This window comes from Microcoleus sp. T3_D1 (assembly GCF_036700405.1).
Taxonomy (GTDB): Bacteria; Cyanobacteriota; Cyanobacteriia; order Cyanobacteriales; family Microcoleaceae; genus Microcoleus.
Genome location: NZ_JAUBOV010000065.1, coordinates 1 through 18,310, shown reverse-complemented (window position 1 = coordinate 18,310; position 18,310 = coordinate 1). Strand labels below are relative to the sequence as shown.

Annotated in this window: 13 protein-coding genes and 1 pseudogene; 3 read left to right on the top strand and 11 right to left on the bottom strand. The window is 47.7% G+C overall.

Going from position 1 to position 18,310, the window contains the following annotated elements; translation table 11 throughout:
* Positions 1–114 precede the first annotated feature (114 nt).
* The 7 genes from QT992_RS24395 to QT992_RS24365 all read right to left on the bottom strand — a co-directional run bounded on the left by QT992_RS24395 (position 115) and on the right by QT992_RS24365 (position 10,355).
* Complete coding sequence (locus tag QT992_RS24395) at positions 115–795, bottom strand: J domain-containing protein (protein WP_333339370.1); 681 nt, start codon at positions 793–795, stop codon at positions 115–117.
* Between the two features lie 727 nt (positions 796–1,522).
* A complete protein-coding gene (cysK, locus tag QT992_RS24390) occupies positions 1,523–2,485 on the bottom strand; it encodes a cysteine synthase A (protein WP_333339373.1) in 963 nt (320 codons plus the stop codon).
* 56 nt (positions 2,486–2,541) lie between these two features.
* Positions 2,542–2,982, bottom strand: a complete 441-nt coding sequence (locus tag QT992_RS24385) for an Rrf2 family transcriptional regulator (protein WP_242716025.1) — start codon at positions 2,980–2,982, stop codon at positions 2,542–2,544.
* A gap of 216 nt (positions 2,983–3,198) precedes the next feature.
* Positions 3,199–4,038 carry a hypothetical protein gene (locus tag QT992_RS24380; protein WP_333339375.1) on the bottom strand — a complete coding sequence of 280 codons (840 nt, stop codon included), beginning with the start codon at positions 4,036–4,038 and terminating at the stop codon, positions 3,199–3,201.
* A 188-nt stretch (positions 4,039–4,226) separates the two neighbouring features.
* Positions 4,227–4,562: a hypothetical protein gene (locus tag QT992_RS24375; protein WP_333339378.1), complete on the bottom strand. Its 336-nt coding sequence runs from the start codon at positions 4,560–4,562 to the stop codon at positions 4,227–4,229.
* A 261-nt stretch (positions 4,563–4,823) separates the two neighbouring features.
* Positions 4,824–5,696 (bottom strand): hypothetical protein, encoded by an 873-nt coding sequence (locus QT992_RS24370; protein WP_333339381.1) that lies wholly within the window; start codon positions 5,694–5,696, stop codon positions 4,824–4,826.
* 15 nt (positions 5,697–5,711) lie between these two features.
* A complete protein-coding gene (locus QT992_RS24365) occupies positions 5,712–10,355 on the bottom strand; it encodes an Ig-like domain-containing protein (protein ID WP_333339384.1) in 4,644 nt (1,547 codons plus the stop codon).
* 175 nt (positions 10,356–10,530) lie between these two features.
* Here QT992_RS24365 and QT992_RS24360 point away from each other — a divergent pair, with 175 nt between their 5' ends.
* Together QT992_RS24360 and QT992_RS24355 are read left to right on the top strand one after the other, a co-directional pair.
* Positions 10,531–11,814: a M50 family metallopeptidase gene (locus tag QT992_RS24360; protein WP_333339387.1), complete on the top strand. Its 1,284-nt coding sequence runs from the start codon at positions 10,531–10,533 to the stop codon at positions 11,812–11,814.
* Positions 11,815–11,882: 68 nt separating this feature from the next.
* Positions 11,883–12,581, top strand: a complete 699-nt coding sequence (locus tag QT992_RS24355; RefSeq protein ID WP_333339390.1) for a PEP-CTERM sorting domain-containing protein — start codon at positions 11,883–11,885, stop codon at positions 12,579–12,581.
* Between the two features lie 119 nt (positions 12,582–12,700).
* Here the strand turns inward: QT992_RS24355 and QT992_RS24350 are convergent, their stop codons facing one another.
* The 3 genes from QT992_RS24350 to QT992_RS24340 all read right to left on the bottom strand — a co-directional run bounded on the left by QT992_RS24350 (position 12,701) and on the right by QT992_RS24340 (position 17,267).
* Positions 12,701–14,899: an iron uptake porin gene (locus tag QT992_RS24350; protein WP_333339393.1), complete on the bottom strand. Its 2,199-nt coding sequence runs from the start codon at positions 14,897–14,899 to the stop codon at positions 12,701–12,703.
* A 292-nt stretch (positions 14,900–15,191) separates the two neighbouring features.
* Positions 15,192–16,844 carry an HD domain-containing phosphohydrolase gene (locus tag QT992_RS24345; RefSeq protein WP_333320885.1) on the bottom strand — a complete coding sequence of 551 codons (1,653 nt, stop codon included), beginning with the start codon at positions 16,842–16,844 and terminating at the stop codon, positions 15,192–15,194.
* Between the two features lie 141 nt (positions 16,845–16,985).
* Positions 16,986–17,267 (bottom strand): 4a-hydroxytetrahydrobiopterin dehydratase, encoded by a 282-nt coding sequence (locus tag QT992_RS24340; protein WP_333102235.1) that lies wholly within the window; start codon positions 17,265–17,267, stop codon positions 16,986–16,988.
* A 387-nt stretch (positions 17,268–17,654) separates the two neighbouring features.
* Between QT992_RS24340 and QT992_RS24335 the strand changes: the two genes are divergently transcribed.
* Entirely contained in the window at positions 17,655–17,954 is a 300-nt protein-coding gene (locus QT992_RS24335) for a hypothetical protein (RefSeq protein WP_333320887.1), read from the top strand.
* A 215-nt stretch (positions 17,955–18,169) separates the two neighbouring features.
* On the opposite strand, the pseudogene QT992_RS24330 reads toward QT992_RS24335, so the two are convergent.
* A pseudogene (locus QT992_RS24330) lies at positions 18,170–18,310 on the bottom strand (photosystem II D2 protein (photosystem q(a) protein)); the annotation flags it as partial.

Below are 18,310 nucleotides of genomic sequence, written 5' to 3'. Positions count from 1 at the left end.
AACGGATTCGCTCCACGGATGTAACGGATGTAAAGGATAGAAGGAAGAGGGAAGAGAAAAGAGGGAAGAAGGAAGAGGGAAGAGGGAAGAGGGAAGAGGGAACAATCTGCTTTTTTAACTTTTAATTTTTAATTCATCCTGTGCTTCCCGCCGCAGTCTAGCGGCAATTCTAAACAGTTCTTGACCGGTGTGCAAGTGGCGATCGTCATAATTGAGGGTAAATAGCTGCAATTCTTCTATTCCGTCTCCGACTTGATTGATGCTGTAGTAGAGATGGGCCGCAACTCCGGCTACATTAGATGGATTGGGCATGGATGTAAAAAAGTTATGAGCTTTTTTGAGATACTCGCGGCTGGTTTCGATATAAAGTTGAAACTTTTCTATGAGTTCGTCATCAAATGGATCTGCGGACAATTCGTCTATTTCTTTTTTAAGCGGCTTCAAGATGCTGTTGAGCATTCTATTGACGGGTTTGTATACTTTAATCAGCCACTGTTCCATTTGTTCGTCAGCGTCCCTTGCTGTTTGTGTTTGCTGGCGGCTGACGTTTGGTGCGACTGGTGATTGCTGTTCGGTTTGCTCGGAAAGTTGGCGATCGTAAGATTGTCTGTGCTGGGCGTCTCCTAATATTTCATAGGCTGCATTGAGGCGGACAATCTCTTCGTGACCCGCTGTGTCGCGGCGGCTGTCTGGATGAAATAATTTGACTAAACGGCGGTATGCTTGTTTAATCTCGGCTTGTGTTGCGGTTGGGCTAATCTTTAGGGTTTTGTAGTGATTGGTAACGGAAGACACGCTGTTATTTCCTTGAAATCTGGATAATCTGTGAAAAAAAGCTTGACAAAAATATCATTATTTGCTAATTTATTAGGTATTTATCTGATATAAATGCCAAAAAGTGTAAGTTGAAAACGTCAGTTTTCAACTTATCAGAAAATTGGGTTAAAAACCCTGTCCTTGTAGGACGGCTTTTTTCCATTGTTAAGTAAAATAACAAATCCATCTTAACAAATGAATATGGTAGAATAACCAAATCAGACAAGATGTAAAAACCTACCCCCGGACTGGGGGAAAGTCTACGCCCAAAACATTTTTGAGGAGATATGACTACGCACTCTTTTGTGCCCAGAGTAGTCAGCCTGGGAACCCACGCTTGCGCGGGATATTAAGACTGAAATGTCTTAAGAATCCCCGTGCCTTAAGGCCGGGGAGTGTCAACATAAATCTATTTTAGAAAAAGATTGAGGCTTTGGAAGTGGTAAGCCGATCGACATTGGGGACTCATATAGCCATCCTCCCAGCAATTGTTAGCTGCTTCCTTCCCGACAAGAGCGCTTACCGACCACTTGGCTAACGCGCCGAAAGCGGTTCGTTCAAAAAAAAAGCCCTTGAGAAATTCGGCCTCGATCGCGATCGAGGCAGCTACAATCTATCGCAATTCTTTAAGCTAAAAAGCAAAGCCAAGCAGGGCGTACACTGTACGCCCTGCTGTCAGTTTCTGCAGCTTGGGTCGGAGGCTGACCTAGTTGAGGGCCATCGCCAGATTGAGTTCTGGATCTTGGAACAAGGGAGTGCTGAGATAGCGTTCGCCGAAGCTAGGCTGAATCATCACAATCAATTTCCCTGCATTTTCGGGACGCTTGCCGACTTTCACTGCCGCACATAGTGCCGCACCGCTGGAAATACCGGACAAAAGTCCTTCTTCTCTGGCCAAGCGGCGGCCATAGGCGATCGCCTCGTCATCCGTAACAACTATAATTTCGTCGATCGAATCCACATTCAGCACCGGCGGCACAAAACCAGCACCGATACCTTGAATTTTGTGAGGCCCTGGCTTTCCGCCCGACAGTATCTGACTATTAGCCGGCTCAACGGCGATCGCCTTAAACTCGGGTTTCCGCGACTTAATCACCTCTGCGACACCCGTAATCGTACCGCCAGTGCCGACTCCCGAAATCAGGAAATCCACCTCGCCGTCTGTATCTTCCCAAATTTCCTCAGCCGTTGTCGAACGGTGAACCTGGGGGTTTGCTGGATTCCGAAACTGCTGCAACATATACGCATTGGGAGTTTTGTCCACAATCTCTTGAGCGCGGCGGATGCAGCCGCTCATGCCCTCAATTCCGGGAGTCAGTTCTAGTTGGGCCCCGTAAGCCCGCAGCATCGATCGGCGTTCCGTGCTCATCGTATCCGGCATCGTCAAAATCAACTGGTAGCCCTTAGCCGCCGCCACCATTGCCAGAGCAATTCCCGTATTCCCAGAAGTCGGTTCCACTAAAACCGTTTTGCCTGGACTAATCAGCCCTTCGGCCTCTGCTTGATTGACCATATTGACACCGATGCGGTCTTTCACCGATGCTGCCGGATTCATGCCTTCGAGTTTGACCACAATCCGAGCCACGCAGCCTTCGGCTTGGGGAATGCGGTTGAGTTGCACCAGGGGCGTCCGCCCTACCAATTCTGTAATGTCGCCAGCAATACGCATAATCTTTGTCAGTTTGTGGTTGAAAGTAAATGTTAATTCCTAGTTGGCAATATTAACTAGATGTAATACATGATATCGAGCTGCCGTCTGCCATTGCGCTTTTCGCACAGATCCTGTAGCGTATATTTTTGCAAAACTGAGTTGGCAATCGATCGAGCTTCTTGCCAAACTTCCCAAATCACCGCACTTTCTACAGTTTGAGCAGGCGAGTCTTTTTCAGATCGATCGAACTCTGAGCCTTCGAGGCAGTTGATAATTTCTAGGAGTGTAATTTTCCAGGGTTCCCTGGCCAAGATATAACCTCCCTTAGCTCCTCGCTGGCTGCGAATCAGCCCGCAGCGTCTCATGGTAGCCAGCAACTGTTCCAAATATCGATCGGGAATATTTTGCTGAGCCGCTATCTGGCGAATTTGCAGAGGCTCGCCTTCTTCGTAGCAATCGGCAAGCTCCAGCAAAGCTAAGATTGCATATTCGCTTTTACACGATAGTTCCACCATAATTGCACTTGAAAGTTCCAGAATTATCAACTCCGAAGTCAGATTTTAGAATTATTCTCAATTTTGAGTTCCAAATTCTCACTCCTCACCTTTGATTATACCCCGGTTCTCCACTGGAGTTTACTGACTTTCATAAATTCATTTCAAAAGAGGCTCGCAAGGCGATCGTATGTATCGCTCATTAATCCACAGTCTTATCAGGAGTGGTGGCTTCCGTCAAGCACTCTCATCTACAGTAGAAAAGTCAAGTAATGATGGAACATCAAAGCAGGGAAGTTCAACTTGCAAATACTTATCTCCACACAGATTTTCTGGTTTACCATATCTACTCATAGTCCGAGCTTGAATCTCTGCCCACATCGCCACTTCTTTTCGTTCCGTGTCATTAAGTTTAGAGGCAATTGTTTGCAAAGCTTTCAGCGTCAGCGCTCGATCGATTACCCCAGATAGCATCGTTGCTTCATAACAATGTTCCATATATTCGTATGGAATCTGCTCGTATGGGGGGGGCGGAGCGACACGCTTCAAAGCGTCTTTAATCTCGGTTATGCGAGCGAAATTTACCAGTTCAGAAATAAGAGGCAATATTGGCTCTAAGACGGCGGGTGGAGGAACTTTTCGAGGATAACGACGGGACTTTGGCGAAAGATAGGCATCCCTGAGAGTCTTTTGCCACTCTCTCATCGCTCTTTCGGCTTCAGGACAGCAGAAGTGAAACCTGACCCATTTCTCTAAATCAATTGCCACATTCCGTCCCATCTGCTGTGCTAGCAGCGGCAACGCCTTCGTGACTACCTGCCGTATCACTTCGCCTCGCTCCCCGTCTGGACTTCCTGTCCAATCTCTCAGACGATAGTCAGTCTCATACTCAATAAAAGCCTGGGTATAAATGGACTCCCAGATAGACAGTTGCTCTAATAGAGCATTTGGCAATCCCACCAGCGGTAGAAAAGGAGCAGCCCACGGTAGAGTTGGTAAAGACAAAGCTCTCAAGTAATTCCAGCTTTCCCAATCTTTCCAAGAAAAATCTAGTTCCAAACAGTTCTGTTTTGTCATAAATAATAGTGTCTATGAAGACATCAAACGCAACACTAACCCCAGCAGCCTTGCAATTACTTCCAATGCGATCAGAACAGCTCCTGCTACCCCCTTTTAACAGCAGAGTAATAATTTCCTGACTAAAAGTTTTATTCGTAGTAATAATCTCCTGACTAAAACTTTTATTCGTAAATTTGATAGGCATCTCAGGGATTCAACTGACGCACAACAGCTTCAAGAACTGCTAGATTCCAATTGCGATCTTCTGGGGAAATCACAATAACTTCAAAACCATACTTTTTACCTTCCAATCTTACTCCTTCAGAATCGTCCACATGCAGATCAATACCAAAGGCTTTAGGGTTCTTACTTGCCCGGTCATAGCCTGAATTGCGACGTAGATAGGCATTATGGACAGTCTGATTAATAACCCCTGCTACATGAATGCCATAAAAACGCAACCACAAGCGGATTAAACAAGCGGAACGATACGAAGATGTGTAAATCCATATCTCACACCCGTATTGCTTCAATTGTTCCATCAATTTGCAAGACCCTAGCCGCAACGGTTCATTAATCCACGGATTGAAAAAAAATGGTATCCGATGGGGTTCACATGGAACCTGTTCCCCGCAAATAAGGGTATCATCAAGATCGAATGAAATTCGCATTAGTTTCTTTTATTAAAGATTCCAACGCGCGTTCCTTACTCATGGTTCTGTTTACCTTTAATGATGAGTAAAACGAGCTGCGATCGCTAATTTTTTAGTTAGTTGACTGCACATTATATTAAGTACCACTCATTAATCCACAGTCCGATCCTCGTGGTGGCTTCCATCAAGCACACTCTCATCTACAGTAGAAAAGTCAAGTAACGATGGAACATCAAAGCAGGGAAGTTCAACTTGCAAATACTTATTTCCACACAAATTCTCTGGCTTAGCAGTTCTACTCATAGCCCGAGCTTGAACCTGCGCCCACATCGCCACTTCTTTTCGTTCCGTGTCATTAAGTCTAGAGGCAATTGTTTGCAAAGCTTTCAGCGTCAGCGCTTGATCGAATGCCACAGAAAGCAGGACTTCTTCATAGCAGTGTTCCATATATTCGTAGGGAATCTGCTCGTATGGTGGGGGCGGGGCGACGCGCCTCCAAGCGTTTCTAATCTCGATTCTGCGATTTAAATCTACCAGTTCAAAAATCTCTGGTAAAATTGGCACTAAGACGGCGGGTGGAGGAACTTTTCGATGATACCGACGGGAATTTGGCGAAACATAGGCATCCCTAAGAGTCGTGTCCCACTCTCTCATCGCTCTTTCGGCTTCAGGACAGCAGAAGTGAAACCTGACCCATTTCTCTAAATCAATGGCCACATTTCGTCCCATCTGCTGTGCTAGCTGCCGCAACGCCTTTGTGACTATCTGCCGTACCAGTTCGCCCCGCTCCCCATGTGTGCCAGTCCAATCCCTCATACGATAGCGAGTCTCATGCTCATTAAAAGCCTGGGTATAAATAGACTCCCAGATAGACGGTTGCTCTAATAGAGCATTTGGCAATCCCAGCAGCGGTAGGAAAGGAGCAGCCCACGGTAGAGTTGGTAAAGATAAAGCCTCAAAATATTTTCCGCTTTCCCCATCTTTCCAAGATAATTTAAGTTCCAAACAGTTCTGTTTTGTCATAAATGATAGTGTCTATCAAGGCCTAAAACGTAATTCTAACCCCAGAAGCCTTGCAATTACTTCCAATGCGATCAGAACCAATCCTGCTACCCCCGCTCCTACCCATAAAACACCGTCTATTACCTGTGCGCCAAGTTCATTTGCCCGTGCCAGCAAGCTACTTCGTTTTCTGATATCTGGCTCTTCAGGAGGTTCTTGTCTTGAATATTGCTCTGCTTCAATATACTCATCCTCCATGCCGTATCCCCACGGATCGTTATCATCACAATTGTCTTTAAACTGCCGGATCAATTCATTCAACCTGCCTTTCACTTTATCGTACTGCACTATGTGTCCCTTCCAAGAACCGGGATCGCTAGTCACAGTAGTCCTACGACCTGATAAGGGAGGAATTCGCGGGACGGGAGGATCGCTGATGTTATAACGCCGATGATAAAGATCCTGATCGTCTAAGCGCAAATCGTCGTAGCGTTTTTTCAACTCTTTACCAAGAGCTACAATTTCCTTTAAGAGTTCTAAGCATGGATCGGGAGCAGCAGCAATCAACCCCAAAGGATTACCACCGATCGCAATCACAGCCGGAATAGCACCTTTTGGTATGATATTCGGATTAAACTTCTCAACAGCCCGCGTTGTCAAAGCGTAAGCAGGATTTTCAACAGTCTTAATAATTTCCTCCACATCAAAGACGTAAGCATTTCCGCCACCACTGAGAGTAGGATAAGAACCAATTAGATACTTCCCATCACTAGAAAGAGCCACATTATTAGTTAAACTCCCCGGCACCGGTTGAGTAGCCGCCACTAATTTCGGATTTGGCCCCAGGGGATCTTTAATAATCCCAATATTCCCCCCCGCCAGCGGTTCACTTCCGGTATTTCCCCTGAAGTTGCGACCCGCCACAAACGCATACCGCCCATCAGCCGTCACCGTTACAGCCACTCCCTCATTCACCTCAAAGACATTGTTATTATTAGTCAGGGTTAAATTCGTGTAGAGAGTTGTAGGAGCCAAATTCAGAGGGTCATCCTTCACAGTCAGCACCCCAAAACCGCTTCCGTCTGTGTTCGGGTTACCATTGGTAAAAACCATTTTGAGCGGGTCAGGAGTTGCAGCCAACCCCCAAGCCCCTGTATGAGTCAATACTTTTCCAATCTGTTCGCGCCACTTACGAGGGTTAGAATTCGGTTCGCTAGGTTTGTCTTCTGGGTCGATATTCACAGCGTAAATATAACCATCAGCCGCAGTAGCAAACAGCTTGCGCCCGTCACTGCTAATCGCAATCTGGCGCAGTCCTGACTTCGCATTAACTGAGAGAGTCTGGACAACCTGGTTATAGCTTGCCGAGTCAGGATTGACATCCAGAACATAGATGCTTCCCCTTTGAGAGTCCGCGACGTAGGCATAATTATCCCAAGGGTCAATAGATATCGCCCCAGGGGATGCACCATTTGGCAAATTAATATCATCGACAGTCGGTGTCGAAGCATCAGCGTCCACCTCCCGCCGCGCCAGCAAATCAACCACAGCCACCCGCCCCGACCTCTCCAAAGGTACATAGGCGCGAGTCGCATTATTGGTGACAGCTAGCTGTCCCGGACGGTCTGTCACGCTTGGCATTCCCACCGACAAATCCTTGGGAGGCTGCTGTTGCGGGCTCGGCGGAGTCGAAACTGAACTGAGAGCGTCAATTACCCTAATTTTGTCACTAGACCGCTGTGCCACCAACACCAAATCAGAAAATACAGGTTCTAACTGGAGGTCTTCAAAACTCGAACGCTTGACCACATCAGAATCAAGCTGCCCAGGGCCAAAACGCTCATTCTGCGGCCGCGACAGTGTAATTTCCGACTCGCCCAGAGGTACGCTGATAGGAGCTTTGACCGCCACCTTATAGCGGTTGTCTCCGAGTGAGCTGCTGAGTTCTGGCATGACAGTGCCAGAGTAACTCTTACCTCCCACTGAGAAGTCAACCTTCAAATCCCCGAAACTATCGCCCAGATTGCCGTTGAGACCATTTAGGAAATTGCTACCTGTCAAGAACACCACAGGTTCGCTGTTCGAGAACTCTAGTTCGGCTGACTCCAGCGACGGCGGTTCAAGGGGAACTGCTAACCCAGTGTCAGGTCCAGAGAGAACTGCCGAGACTGTAGGAACTCCTTCTGTATTCAGTTCTACCTGAGCTGTTGTAATAACGGGTTCCCCAACTTTGGGAATTCCGATCATTTCCAGCGGCTTGTTTGAAGATTGCGCCAAGTAAGCTAATAGTGAGGTTGTCGCCTCGAATTGATTCTCTGTTGCCGCGACTGCACCAACTCCACCAGTCTGTGCGCCTAAATAGCTGTTTGGGAAGTTAAGGTTCCCAGAAAGGTTGATTGTCCCAGCATTTGGTTTTGTGCCTGCCTTCACAATTGAACTGACGGAGGGCATGGAAGCGGGCAATAACCCAATAGTATAAGTACCGCTCTCTGTCACGCCTGGAAAAGGTGGCGAAGTGGTGCGAATCATTCCGTCTGCACCCACTACTCCTGATTCCTGTATCAGCCAAGTTTCGTTCCAGCTATCAGCCCCAGCCGGCAGCGACCCCTTCCGCATAAATAAAACTTCGGTGCCGACTGGTACGCCAACTGGGGCGGGAATTGCCAACTGGACGGGTATCTTCAAGGGGGTGTTCCCCAAGTCCAAATTGAACCCGCCAGCAAATTCCATGCTGTCGGGGAATGGCAGTGGCAAGCCCTCGCTGCTAAGGGGCGTTATGTTAACTGTTGTATCCTTGGTTAAAGCACTAGGAGCTACCATTACGAATGAGCCGTCGCTGCCTTGTACGACTCCGCCATCAACACCCAAAATCGCCGGGCCCATCAAAGGCGTTTTTACCCGCACTGGAACTACCTTTTCTGCTCCTCCGTCGATGACGGTGACGCTGGCAATTCCTTCACCTACAGCAGTAATTACGCCGTCTGAATTCACTTGCAATACATTGGGGTTGCTGACGAAGTAGCGAGTGCCTACAGAGCCAAATTTCAGGTCTGGAGAGTCAGTAAGACCTTCAATTCCTACCAGTAAAGAGCGCTTTACTCCTGTTGTTAAAGTTACTGCTTGCGGGTAAACATCCAAACCGTAAATCTCTGCCAGTAGCGCATTCCACTCGTCATCGTTGGCAGGAATTGGCATTTCGCCTACTCGCGCCGCAGTCACGGCTTGAATGTTATTGTGAGATGCGCTAAAAATCGAAGTACCGTCAGCTAACCCCGTCACTTTCCCGAAAGCGTCAATGGGTGCTACACCTGGATTGAACGATGTATAAGTCAAGTAAGAAGCCGGCAGCACTACACCTTTTTGGTCGGCAAAGTCGCCTAGCACTGTCAATTCTGTACTGTCTCCAGCATAAAGCTGAGGGTTGCGATTGGCGAAATCCAAAGAAAGTAGCGGTGCTCCACTGACATTAACCATTACTTTTGCTGGTACTCCCCAGTTATAGCCATCGCTAGCCGCCAATTCAAAGCTGGCAATACCTGAGAATCCCGGCGCGGGTTTGAAGGTCGCTGTCTTAGTATTAGGATTGAACAACACCGTACCGTTAACTGGATTGAGTGCGTTGTAGAAGATGGAGTCGCCTTCTGGGTCAGTTGCCTTACCGACTAAGGGTATGATTGTCTCCAATTCTGCATGGGTACTGGTTGAAAATGCCGACGCTACAGGCGGCTTATTGGCAATAAAGCCGAAGTTGCTGTTGAGGAGAGTTTGGTCGGCCCAGTTGATGATTCCATCCCGGTTGAGGTCTTGGTCAATTGTATAACCGGGGTCAGTCGCCTTGCGCCCTAAAGCATTATCTAGCAGTTGCCTGTCAGTGGCATCAACTCGGCCGTCACCGTTGATATCGCCTGCTACGTTCAGTTTTAGAGAGTATGCACCACTCGATGCACCGTTCAAATTAAGCAGGTTCAAGCCAGAACGCTTGATGGCAAACAGGGAATAGTTACTATTTGTATCGCTAGATGTGAGAATCGGTGTCAGCCCACCTACTTCTGGCAGTTCAGGGAGCAACTGACTGCCGTCTTTTGATTCGACTGAAATCCCGACGAGTACGGTGTCTGAATCTGTGGAATTGAGTTCGGAATTAGTAATGCTAAAGGTGTATTGGTTCGCTGAACCTGCATCGTTATTACCTGATGCTGTTTTGGCTGTAAATGTGTAAGCGCCACCTAAATCAGTAGGTACTTTATTATTGCTTGCAGGCGGATCTATGGGCAATATAATTGGGGGTGGCAGCGTATCAAAAGCCCCTTGAATGTTAGGCCCTGGTGTCGGTGTTGGTGGAGAGTACAAGCCCAATGGGTCAAAGTCAATAATCGGCGGCAAGTCGCCATCGGGGGTGGGGGAAGTTGGGCAAGTACCCGCACCGCTATCTGCAAATAAATGTAAATTGGTCGCGCGATTAAGTTTTTCCGCCCAGTCGGAAAAGTCAAAACTGAGCAGCGATAGAGAGTTGAGGAGTTGGTGCAGCGCGTCAGGGTCATCCACACCACCGGGAACTAGGGCGCTGGGGGTGATAATTCGTTCCAGGATGAATGTCTTTCGCGGGCGGCGAGTTTTTGGGGGAGAATTCTCAACCCCTTTATTGTTGCGGACTTGAAAGCCTTTTGAATGCCAACCCATACACTTAAGCCCCCGTTTAGTAGTGACCTTGAAAACCCAGGCAGTTAATTGAGTATATTAGTTAACTACGTAGATTTGCAAATTAGCTAATTAAACCTTACCATATAAATCATGCAGCGATCGCAACTTGTAAACACAATCTTGTTTTTGGTATTAATTCATACCAATCAAAGTTTTGTATAGCAAGATACAAATTGCTTGCATTGCCAATGTTTTTCTGTGCAGCCTACAATTTATAACTCCCAACATCATGCAAAATGGTGAAAAATTTGCACGCATAGAAAGTCAAGAAAAATTGTGCCCCGACTTAACTAAGGAAGAGGGGGAATCTATATCTCAAAATCCGAGTGAAGATTCTACAACTATTCTTTATGGCCCAAAACTCAAATCAACGGTACAGTGGATACTGCACCCAGACGGCTATTGGATACTCCGCAATTCAGAAGGCGTTACTTGCTTGCAAGTTGACAATTCTGACAAAGAGGTAATGTCACAGTTTGGCTTGCAGCCAATCGGCGATATCGCATCGGAATATGACATTACTTTGGAGGATTTGCAATACTTGCAGCGGATGCTAGCAGAAACGGGAATGTTAGAGGGAACCAAACCTCAAAAACCACCCCCAAATAAATTTAACATTCAGCAATTATTGTCTTTCCAAATTCCCCTGTTTAATCCCGATGCTTGGCTAACCAAACATACGGGTAAACTCCGCTGGATTTGGACGTGGCAATTGAGCTTTTTTATGTGCGCTTTTATCAGTGCTTCTCTTGCTGTGTGGCTGGCTTTGGGTGACGAGGTTTCTGCTTCCAATCAACAGGTTTGGGCAACAGGGGAATTTACAACCCTGTTAACATTGGTGCTACTGATTATGGTAGTAGTTGGTCTGCACGAATTGGGTCACGCTTTTACTTTGAAGCATTACGGCGGTGTTGTCCCAGAAATGGGGCTGCTGTTTTTGTGCTTGATACCGGGATGCTATACAGATACTACAGATCAGTACAGTTTAGTGAGGCGGAAGCAGCGCGTTTTTGTAGTAGCAGCAGGCGTGTTGGTGCAGGTGGCTATCTGGGCTTTTTCGGTTTGGGTTTGGGTTTTGTCTAAGTCTAACTCTGGATGGCATTTTGCTAGCTATTTGCTGATGGTAGCAACGCTTGTCACAGTAGTTTTTAATCTCAACCCTTTGAATAAGTTTGATGGCTATTATTTGCTGGTTGCTTTGACTGGGCTTAACAATTTGCGATCGAGGTCTTTTCAATTTTACGCTCGTTGGCTGCGGCGAGAACACATTTGGGAAGAACCTTCAGACTGCTGGACTTTGGCTGCTTATGCTCCTTTTAGCATAGCTTATACGGTCTGGGTTTTAGGTTATCTGTTCTCTGCTGTTGTTCATTTGGTGGTGGAAAATATGCCGAGGTTTATCGATTTTTCTAAGTTTTACCTGCAGTCTGGCCTTTAAAAAAAGCGGAAAGTGGCAGACACTTTTCCCGATTGGAAAGAAGAGTGATTATTTAGGAGTGTGTCGCAATGAATGGATATCAAAAGTTAGGAATAGCGGTTGTTTCTGGGGCTCTTAGCTTGGCTTTCAATGAGTTGGCAATTCCTGTACAAGCTGCTGTTCTCACGCAAACTTATACGGTAAATTTGAAGCAGCAGCCAGTTAATAGTAATCTGAATGGGGTGCTGCCTAAGTTTAATTCGCTTTTGGGGACGCTGTTAAGGGCTTATGTTACAGTTCAGTCAACGGTTAACAGCGATATCAGTATTGTTCCGGCTAGCAATTTTACTGGTACTGCGGTAACGAATGCTCAAATTGCTGTGAATTTACCGAGTTTAAAAGCTGACCCCAATTTGGTTTTGAGTTTGTTTGCAAATCCGCCGGAAATGAGTATTGAATCGGGGGCTGCGGGGACTAGAGGTGGGAGTGCGATGGTACGAGTTTCAAGGAGTTATAGTTCGCCACAGTCTCTAAATATGTTTAGTGGGTGTGCGGGGGATTTAATTGCTGCTAGCATTGCGGCAATGGGTACTGTTAAAGTTTTAGGAACGCCTGCAACAGGAACTTACGCGGGCACAGTCGCGGCTGATTCAACACTTACTCTCACCTATGAGTACGAGTCTGAGTCTGAAACTGTGCCGGAACCTACTACGATCGCAGGTGTTGGTTTAGCTTTTGGCTTGGGGTGCTGGTGGAAGAGGAAGGTGGGGAAAAGGGATTTTAAATAAGATGAGCTGCATTTGTCCGCCACACAGAAAAGCCCTGCCAAAGGCAGGGCTAATTTCAAAGTTTAGAGTTATTAGCAGACAGAGAGAATATGACCCGCCCTGCCTCCTCTAACCCGCTCTTAGAACGTGAAAGTAGTTCTCAGAGTACCAATAATGATGTCGTCGTTACGGTCATCTTGATTGGGATTCGTCACCCAAATCACGCCCGGAGTAACAGAAATGTTGTCCGAGAGCTGAAACTTGTAGAACCCTTCGACGTGATACGAATTATCGTTGCGGAAGCTCCGCAAACTGCTGGCAGCTTCAAGTTTATCCAAGTAAGGCTCACGACCTACCACGAACCCTAGCAAGTTGCCTTCTTTCCCTAAATCAGGCAAAGCCAAGGTGACAGCGTAGTTCCAAATTCTCGCATCGCCGATGCCGAGAATGCGGGCATTGGTTAAACCAGCCCAGCCACCCAGGATAAATCTCGGGCTCAGTCGCAGCGAAGCCTGAGCACCGTAGGAGTTGCTGACAACTTTGCGAGCGCGGAAGCCATCAAAGCCCTCGCTCAAACCGTTGAGAGAATTAGCCACGCCGGTACCTGTGAAACCGCCGAGACTGCCTGGCCCATTCGATAAAGCATTGTCAAACCCAAAGTTACCTCTGCTAAAGTAACCGTGGTTGTAGTTGAAAGCAACTTGCAAGTTGCGTCCGGGGGTAAAAGTCAACTGACCCATCGCCGCGTAGTCGCCGTTCGTCAAGCCTGCACCCCTAGCCGGACTGGCTGCATTTGACGCCAAATAACCGAACGACAGAGAAGTCGGGCCGAACACGCCGCCCAGCAAGCCCCTGCCACCGAAGGCATAGTCAAAGCCGATACCTGCGCCACCGCCCAAGCGATAAATCGGGTTCCGCTGTCCAAAGGTGCTCAATGACCCGTTACCGCCGTCAAAGTCTTCAAAGTAAGGGTTGACAGTCGGCATAATGTCGTCCCAAACGCCAGCGTTGGCTATCAGGCTAACGTTCAGTCGCTGACCGACGGGGAACTTGTACAGCAAGGTGTCGAGGGCAACAACGTTGTCGGTTCTGCCGACAAAATTCCAAGTTTGAGTGCCTTCGCTGGTAGCCCCAAGGTTAAATCTTTGACCGTTGCCGACTTGAAGCCTGGTCAGCAGCAAGTCTCTGCCGGTGAAGCTGGTATTTAAATTGAGACGCACCCGCTGTTGGAAGACAGCTTCGTTGTTGTCGCTGCCGATTCTTTCGCCGTCTCTGCCAAAAACGCTAACGTCGCTACTAAAGTCGTCGCTGAGAGCGAAAATTGCTTCCCCAGTCAGCTTAGTAGTGGTGGAGAATTGGTTGGCTTCGAGTTCGGCTGTCCGAGCTTCCAAAGCATCGACGCGACCGCGCAGGGTTGCCAGTTCCGCTGCAAATTCTTCTTGGAGCCGTTGGAGGGCTGCCAAGTCATCTCTCGTAGCGAAGTTGCCAGTGCCACCTCTAATTAGCTCGCTTACCTTGTCTAAGCAAGCATTTAAACCGGCTGCGAATTCGTAGCGGGTCATTGCCCGGTTGCCGCGGAAGGTGCCGTCGGGATAACCGGCAATACAGCCGTAGCGCTCGACTAGGGATTGCAGTGCTTGAAAGGCCCAGTCTGTGGGCCGCACGTCGGAAAGTTGGGAAACAGAGGTGACTTGACCTTGAGTTTCGCCGCCGGCAGCACCTTCGCTGCTGTACTCGTTGAGCTGTTCTAATGTGGCGGCTGGGTTTTGCTCTTGTGGTGCGGCAGTTTGGGCTAAAGATTCAGCCGGTTGTGGCAAACTTTGTTCTGCCGACTCTGCCACTGCCGGGGCTGGAGTTTCTAATTGAACTGCACCGATTTGCTCTGGGAGAGCGGTAGCTGCCGGGGCTGGAATTTCTAGTTGGGCTGCCGGGGCAGAATTTTCTACTGGTTGAGCTACTGTTTGCTCAACTGCGGCTAAAGATTCACTTGTAGGTTGTGATGCCGCTTGGGGCTCGGCCTCAGCAGGGGCTGTGTTGGCTCCGACGATCGCACTTTCAGTTGCAGGCGTGGCCACATCTGCCATCGCTGCCTGGGTTTCGCTGCCAGCGACTTGGGAAATTTCTTCTACTGGCTCGGAGGCGGCAGTTGTTTCGGAAACAGCAGCTAAAGCATTTAGTTTCGCTTCGGAGGTTTCAGCGGTTTCAGCTTTGGCGGCAGCGGGATTGAGCGCATCAGCAGCCTGCTGAGCGTCTGCTGCCATCGCGCTCGAAGAAACTACTAGGGTAGCTCCTAAGACTGCTGGGCTGATTAGTAAGTAACTCCACAAAAATTTCGACATATTCACTCTCATCCTCACACCGATTACAGAGAAACTTTTCTAGTCTTCTATGTGGTCAGTCGTTGCTCAACTAGCATACTCTAAAAAGAGACCTAAAATTCACTTTTTCTTTTGATTCTTTCGGGCTGACCGAGTATATAGATGTGACTGACTGCTGCAGAGAGCCTGTTTTTTAACCTGTACTCAACTGCTTCAAAACCTTACCCGACTTGGGCTGTGGATTGATTTGACTGCTGACCCTGGATAGCGCCCGATCGCCTCTTTACTTTTTAGCACAGCACGCCCCACTCGTCTAGGCTGATTCGACTTTAACATCCAAGCTGTGTCCGAGAACGCTAAAGACTTGGCGGTTATCGAACAGTTCTAACAAATCGGCGTTGATTTTATTGTGAGCTGCTTCTTGCCGCAAAATTTTCATCGCTGCCTCTGTTCGCAGAGCTCGCTTGTAGGGGCGATCGCCTGCTGTCAGGGCGTCGTAAATATCGGCGATCGTCATCAATTGCGCTTGAATTGGAATTTCTGACTTGTTTAAACCTCGCGGATAGCCTGTGCCGTCGAGTTTTTCGTGATGTCCGTAGGCAATGTCTGGAACATTTTTTAAATCTTTTGTCCAAGGAATTTGTTTGAGAAACTCGTAAGTGTGAGTTACATGAGATTCTATTTCCGATCGTTCTTCCGGCGTCAGGTTGCCCCTCGACACCATCAATTGCAATATCTCGTCTGGGTTCAGCAGGGGTTTCTTTGCCCCATCTATATCTCTGTAAGTTTGTCGAGCAATCTCTCGCAGTTGAGCTAGGGGTTCTGCTGCCAAAATGTGAGGCTCGTTTGCCTCTAGCAGCACTTCCCAGTATTCTGCTAATCGGGTTTTCGCCTCTGCTAGCTTAGTGTCTAGCTGTTCGATTTCCTGGCATTGAGCGCACTCTTGCTCCTGGCTTGGGTGTTTTCGGTAAGCAGAATGCTCCAGCAAGTATTTATATTTAGACTGGACGCATTCCATTTCCATCGTCCGCTGAGCTAAGCCAAAGCGGTGGCGAATGATTTCTAGCTGTGCGGGGTAGAGCTTTTTCTGCTTGGTCAAAACTGCTTCGGGCACTCCAATTTTGCCAAAATCGTGCAGCAGGGCGGCGTAGCGAAGTTCTTGAATTTGGCGGTTGTTAAAGTAAATAGAGCGCAGTCGTCCGCTGCTGACGGTGTTTACTTCTTCTGACAGGCGTACTGTCAGGGCTGCTACTCGTTCTGAATGACCGTAGGTACAGGGGTCTCTGGCTTCTATGACTTGCACCGAGGCTTTGACGAAGCCCTCGAACAAATGTTCTATGCTGTCTTGGAGTTGATTGCGCTCGATCGAGATTGCTGCTTGAGAAGCGAGCGATCGAACTATCCTTTCTTCCCACTCCGAATACGGCTGCGTCGCTTCCCAGGCATTGTCTGCTGTCAGCACCGTATCAGCCTTTGTTTTGCGGTTGATCAGTTGCAGTACACCTATTGTCTCCCCCTGTCGGTTTTGCATCGGCAGTACCATTACCGAGCAAGTGCGGTAATTAATATCCCTGTCAAAACTGCTATCTAGCCGGTAGGGTACGCCGGCTGGTAAGTCGTAGGCATCAGATAGGTTCAAACTTTGACCTGTTATTGCCACGTATCCCGCCAAGCTTTTGTCTGTCAGTGGCAGAGCAAACTCTTTAAACGACAGGCTGGGTTTAGAACCGTTTTGCGCTACCTTGAACAGCAGCTTAGGTGTTTCGTCGCTGTGATCTACTAAGTAAACACTGCCAGCATCGCTGTAGGTAATTTCTCTACTTTTGGATAAAATTAAGTTTAACAAGTCGCCCAAATCTTGGGCGCTCGACAGAGCCGCGCCAATATCTAAAAGCTTTTCTATCAGATGGGTTTTTTCGGCTGCAGCAGACTCGTTCTTGAACTCTGGCTTTTCAAATACGATCATGGTCGGATGATGGGGAATAGCCTTTTATAGATTGAACGTTTGGCCTCTCGACTTTTTAGCACCCGATTCTAACCCCCAGTCGATTTTTTATTGGCCAGCTTTCCGCGAGCGGGGACTCTTGTTGGGTCAGCGGGCACTCTTTTAATCTAGCGTAGAAATCTCTTGGGCTAGCGCAAAGTCTTTCTCAGTTAAGCCTCCGGCATCGTGAGTTGTCAAGTTAAGTGTAACTTTGTTGTAGGAAATTTCTATATCTGGGTGATGCGCTGCGGCTTCTGAGGGGGCGACCAACTTATTCACAAAGGCGATCGCTTCTATAAAATCTTTAAATACACGGGTAGAGCGCAGTTGTTTGCCTTCAACCGTCCAGCCTGACAATTGACTGGCGCGCTCTTGAATTTCAGTATTGTTAAGTAGGTCAGCCATAATTTATTTTACTTTGGGATTAGCAATGGCAGATTAATAGCCCACCTGCGGAAAATCCTACCAAAAACTATCCGCTCTCACCAATAGCGTTTAGTCTCAAGTTTTCCTACTCAAGATTTAACACTATTTGAGGTGAGAGCGGTCTAGCGGGTCTTCAGATTAGAACCTGACTGCCGGGAGAATCCCTAGCTCAGCCTGGTTCCCCGTGGAAGTCGTTTCCCGTTGGAGACGACGGCTGACTGCTAGTGAGCGGCCCCGGCGCACAGCCGGTAGTTTCCAATCTGATGACCCATGCGTTTACTACTTTCTATCATGGGCATCACCTCCAGGTTTAGCTAAATGGCTTAATATTGGAACGCACATCACCTAAATACAAGATTTAAGGTGATGATTTGTGCGCTAGCCATTGCCAGCGTTACCGAAAGAACTTGCGTTCTGAGTATCATTCCAGTAGTCACAATTATCAGAATAACACAAGAAATTAGAAGTGGGGGAGGCAAATTGAGAATTTTGCAAGATCGGGGGAAATTAGTGCTGCTGCAAGGTCTTCGATCGATCTCTACAGCAATTGGACGATCGCAGTTTCAGCCATTTGCCTATATTTTCTTCAGAATCCGGGCTGTGCGGTTATCAGGTGCAGGGCCACTCTGGGGGCTGGGAAAGGCCGATCGATTTCTTGCCAGATAGGAGACTTCACCAGATATAGAGAAACGAGTTGTTCTAGGTACAGGCAGAGTTTGTTTTTGTACAAAATCAACTTTTTTTAGGGCGCTAATTCGATCGAATCCTGGAAACAAAAAGCTCCCGCCACAAGACAGGAGCTTTTTAAGCATTAAGGGTAAAGCCTAAACTGCTTTATCTTACCCTTTTAAAATGTTGGAAATTTTGATATTTCGCCCAGATTACAGAGCGTTACCGCGAGGCAGAACTTCTTCAGGGAAGATGAAGTTTTCGTGAGGTTGGTCTGTCGGAGCCATCCAAGCACGAATGCCTTCGTTAAGCAGAATGTTCTTAGTGTAGAACGTTTCAAACTCAGGATCTTC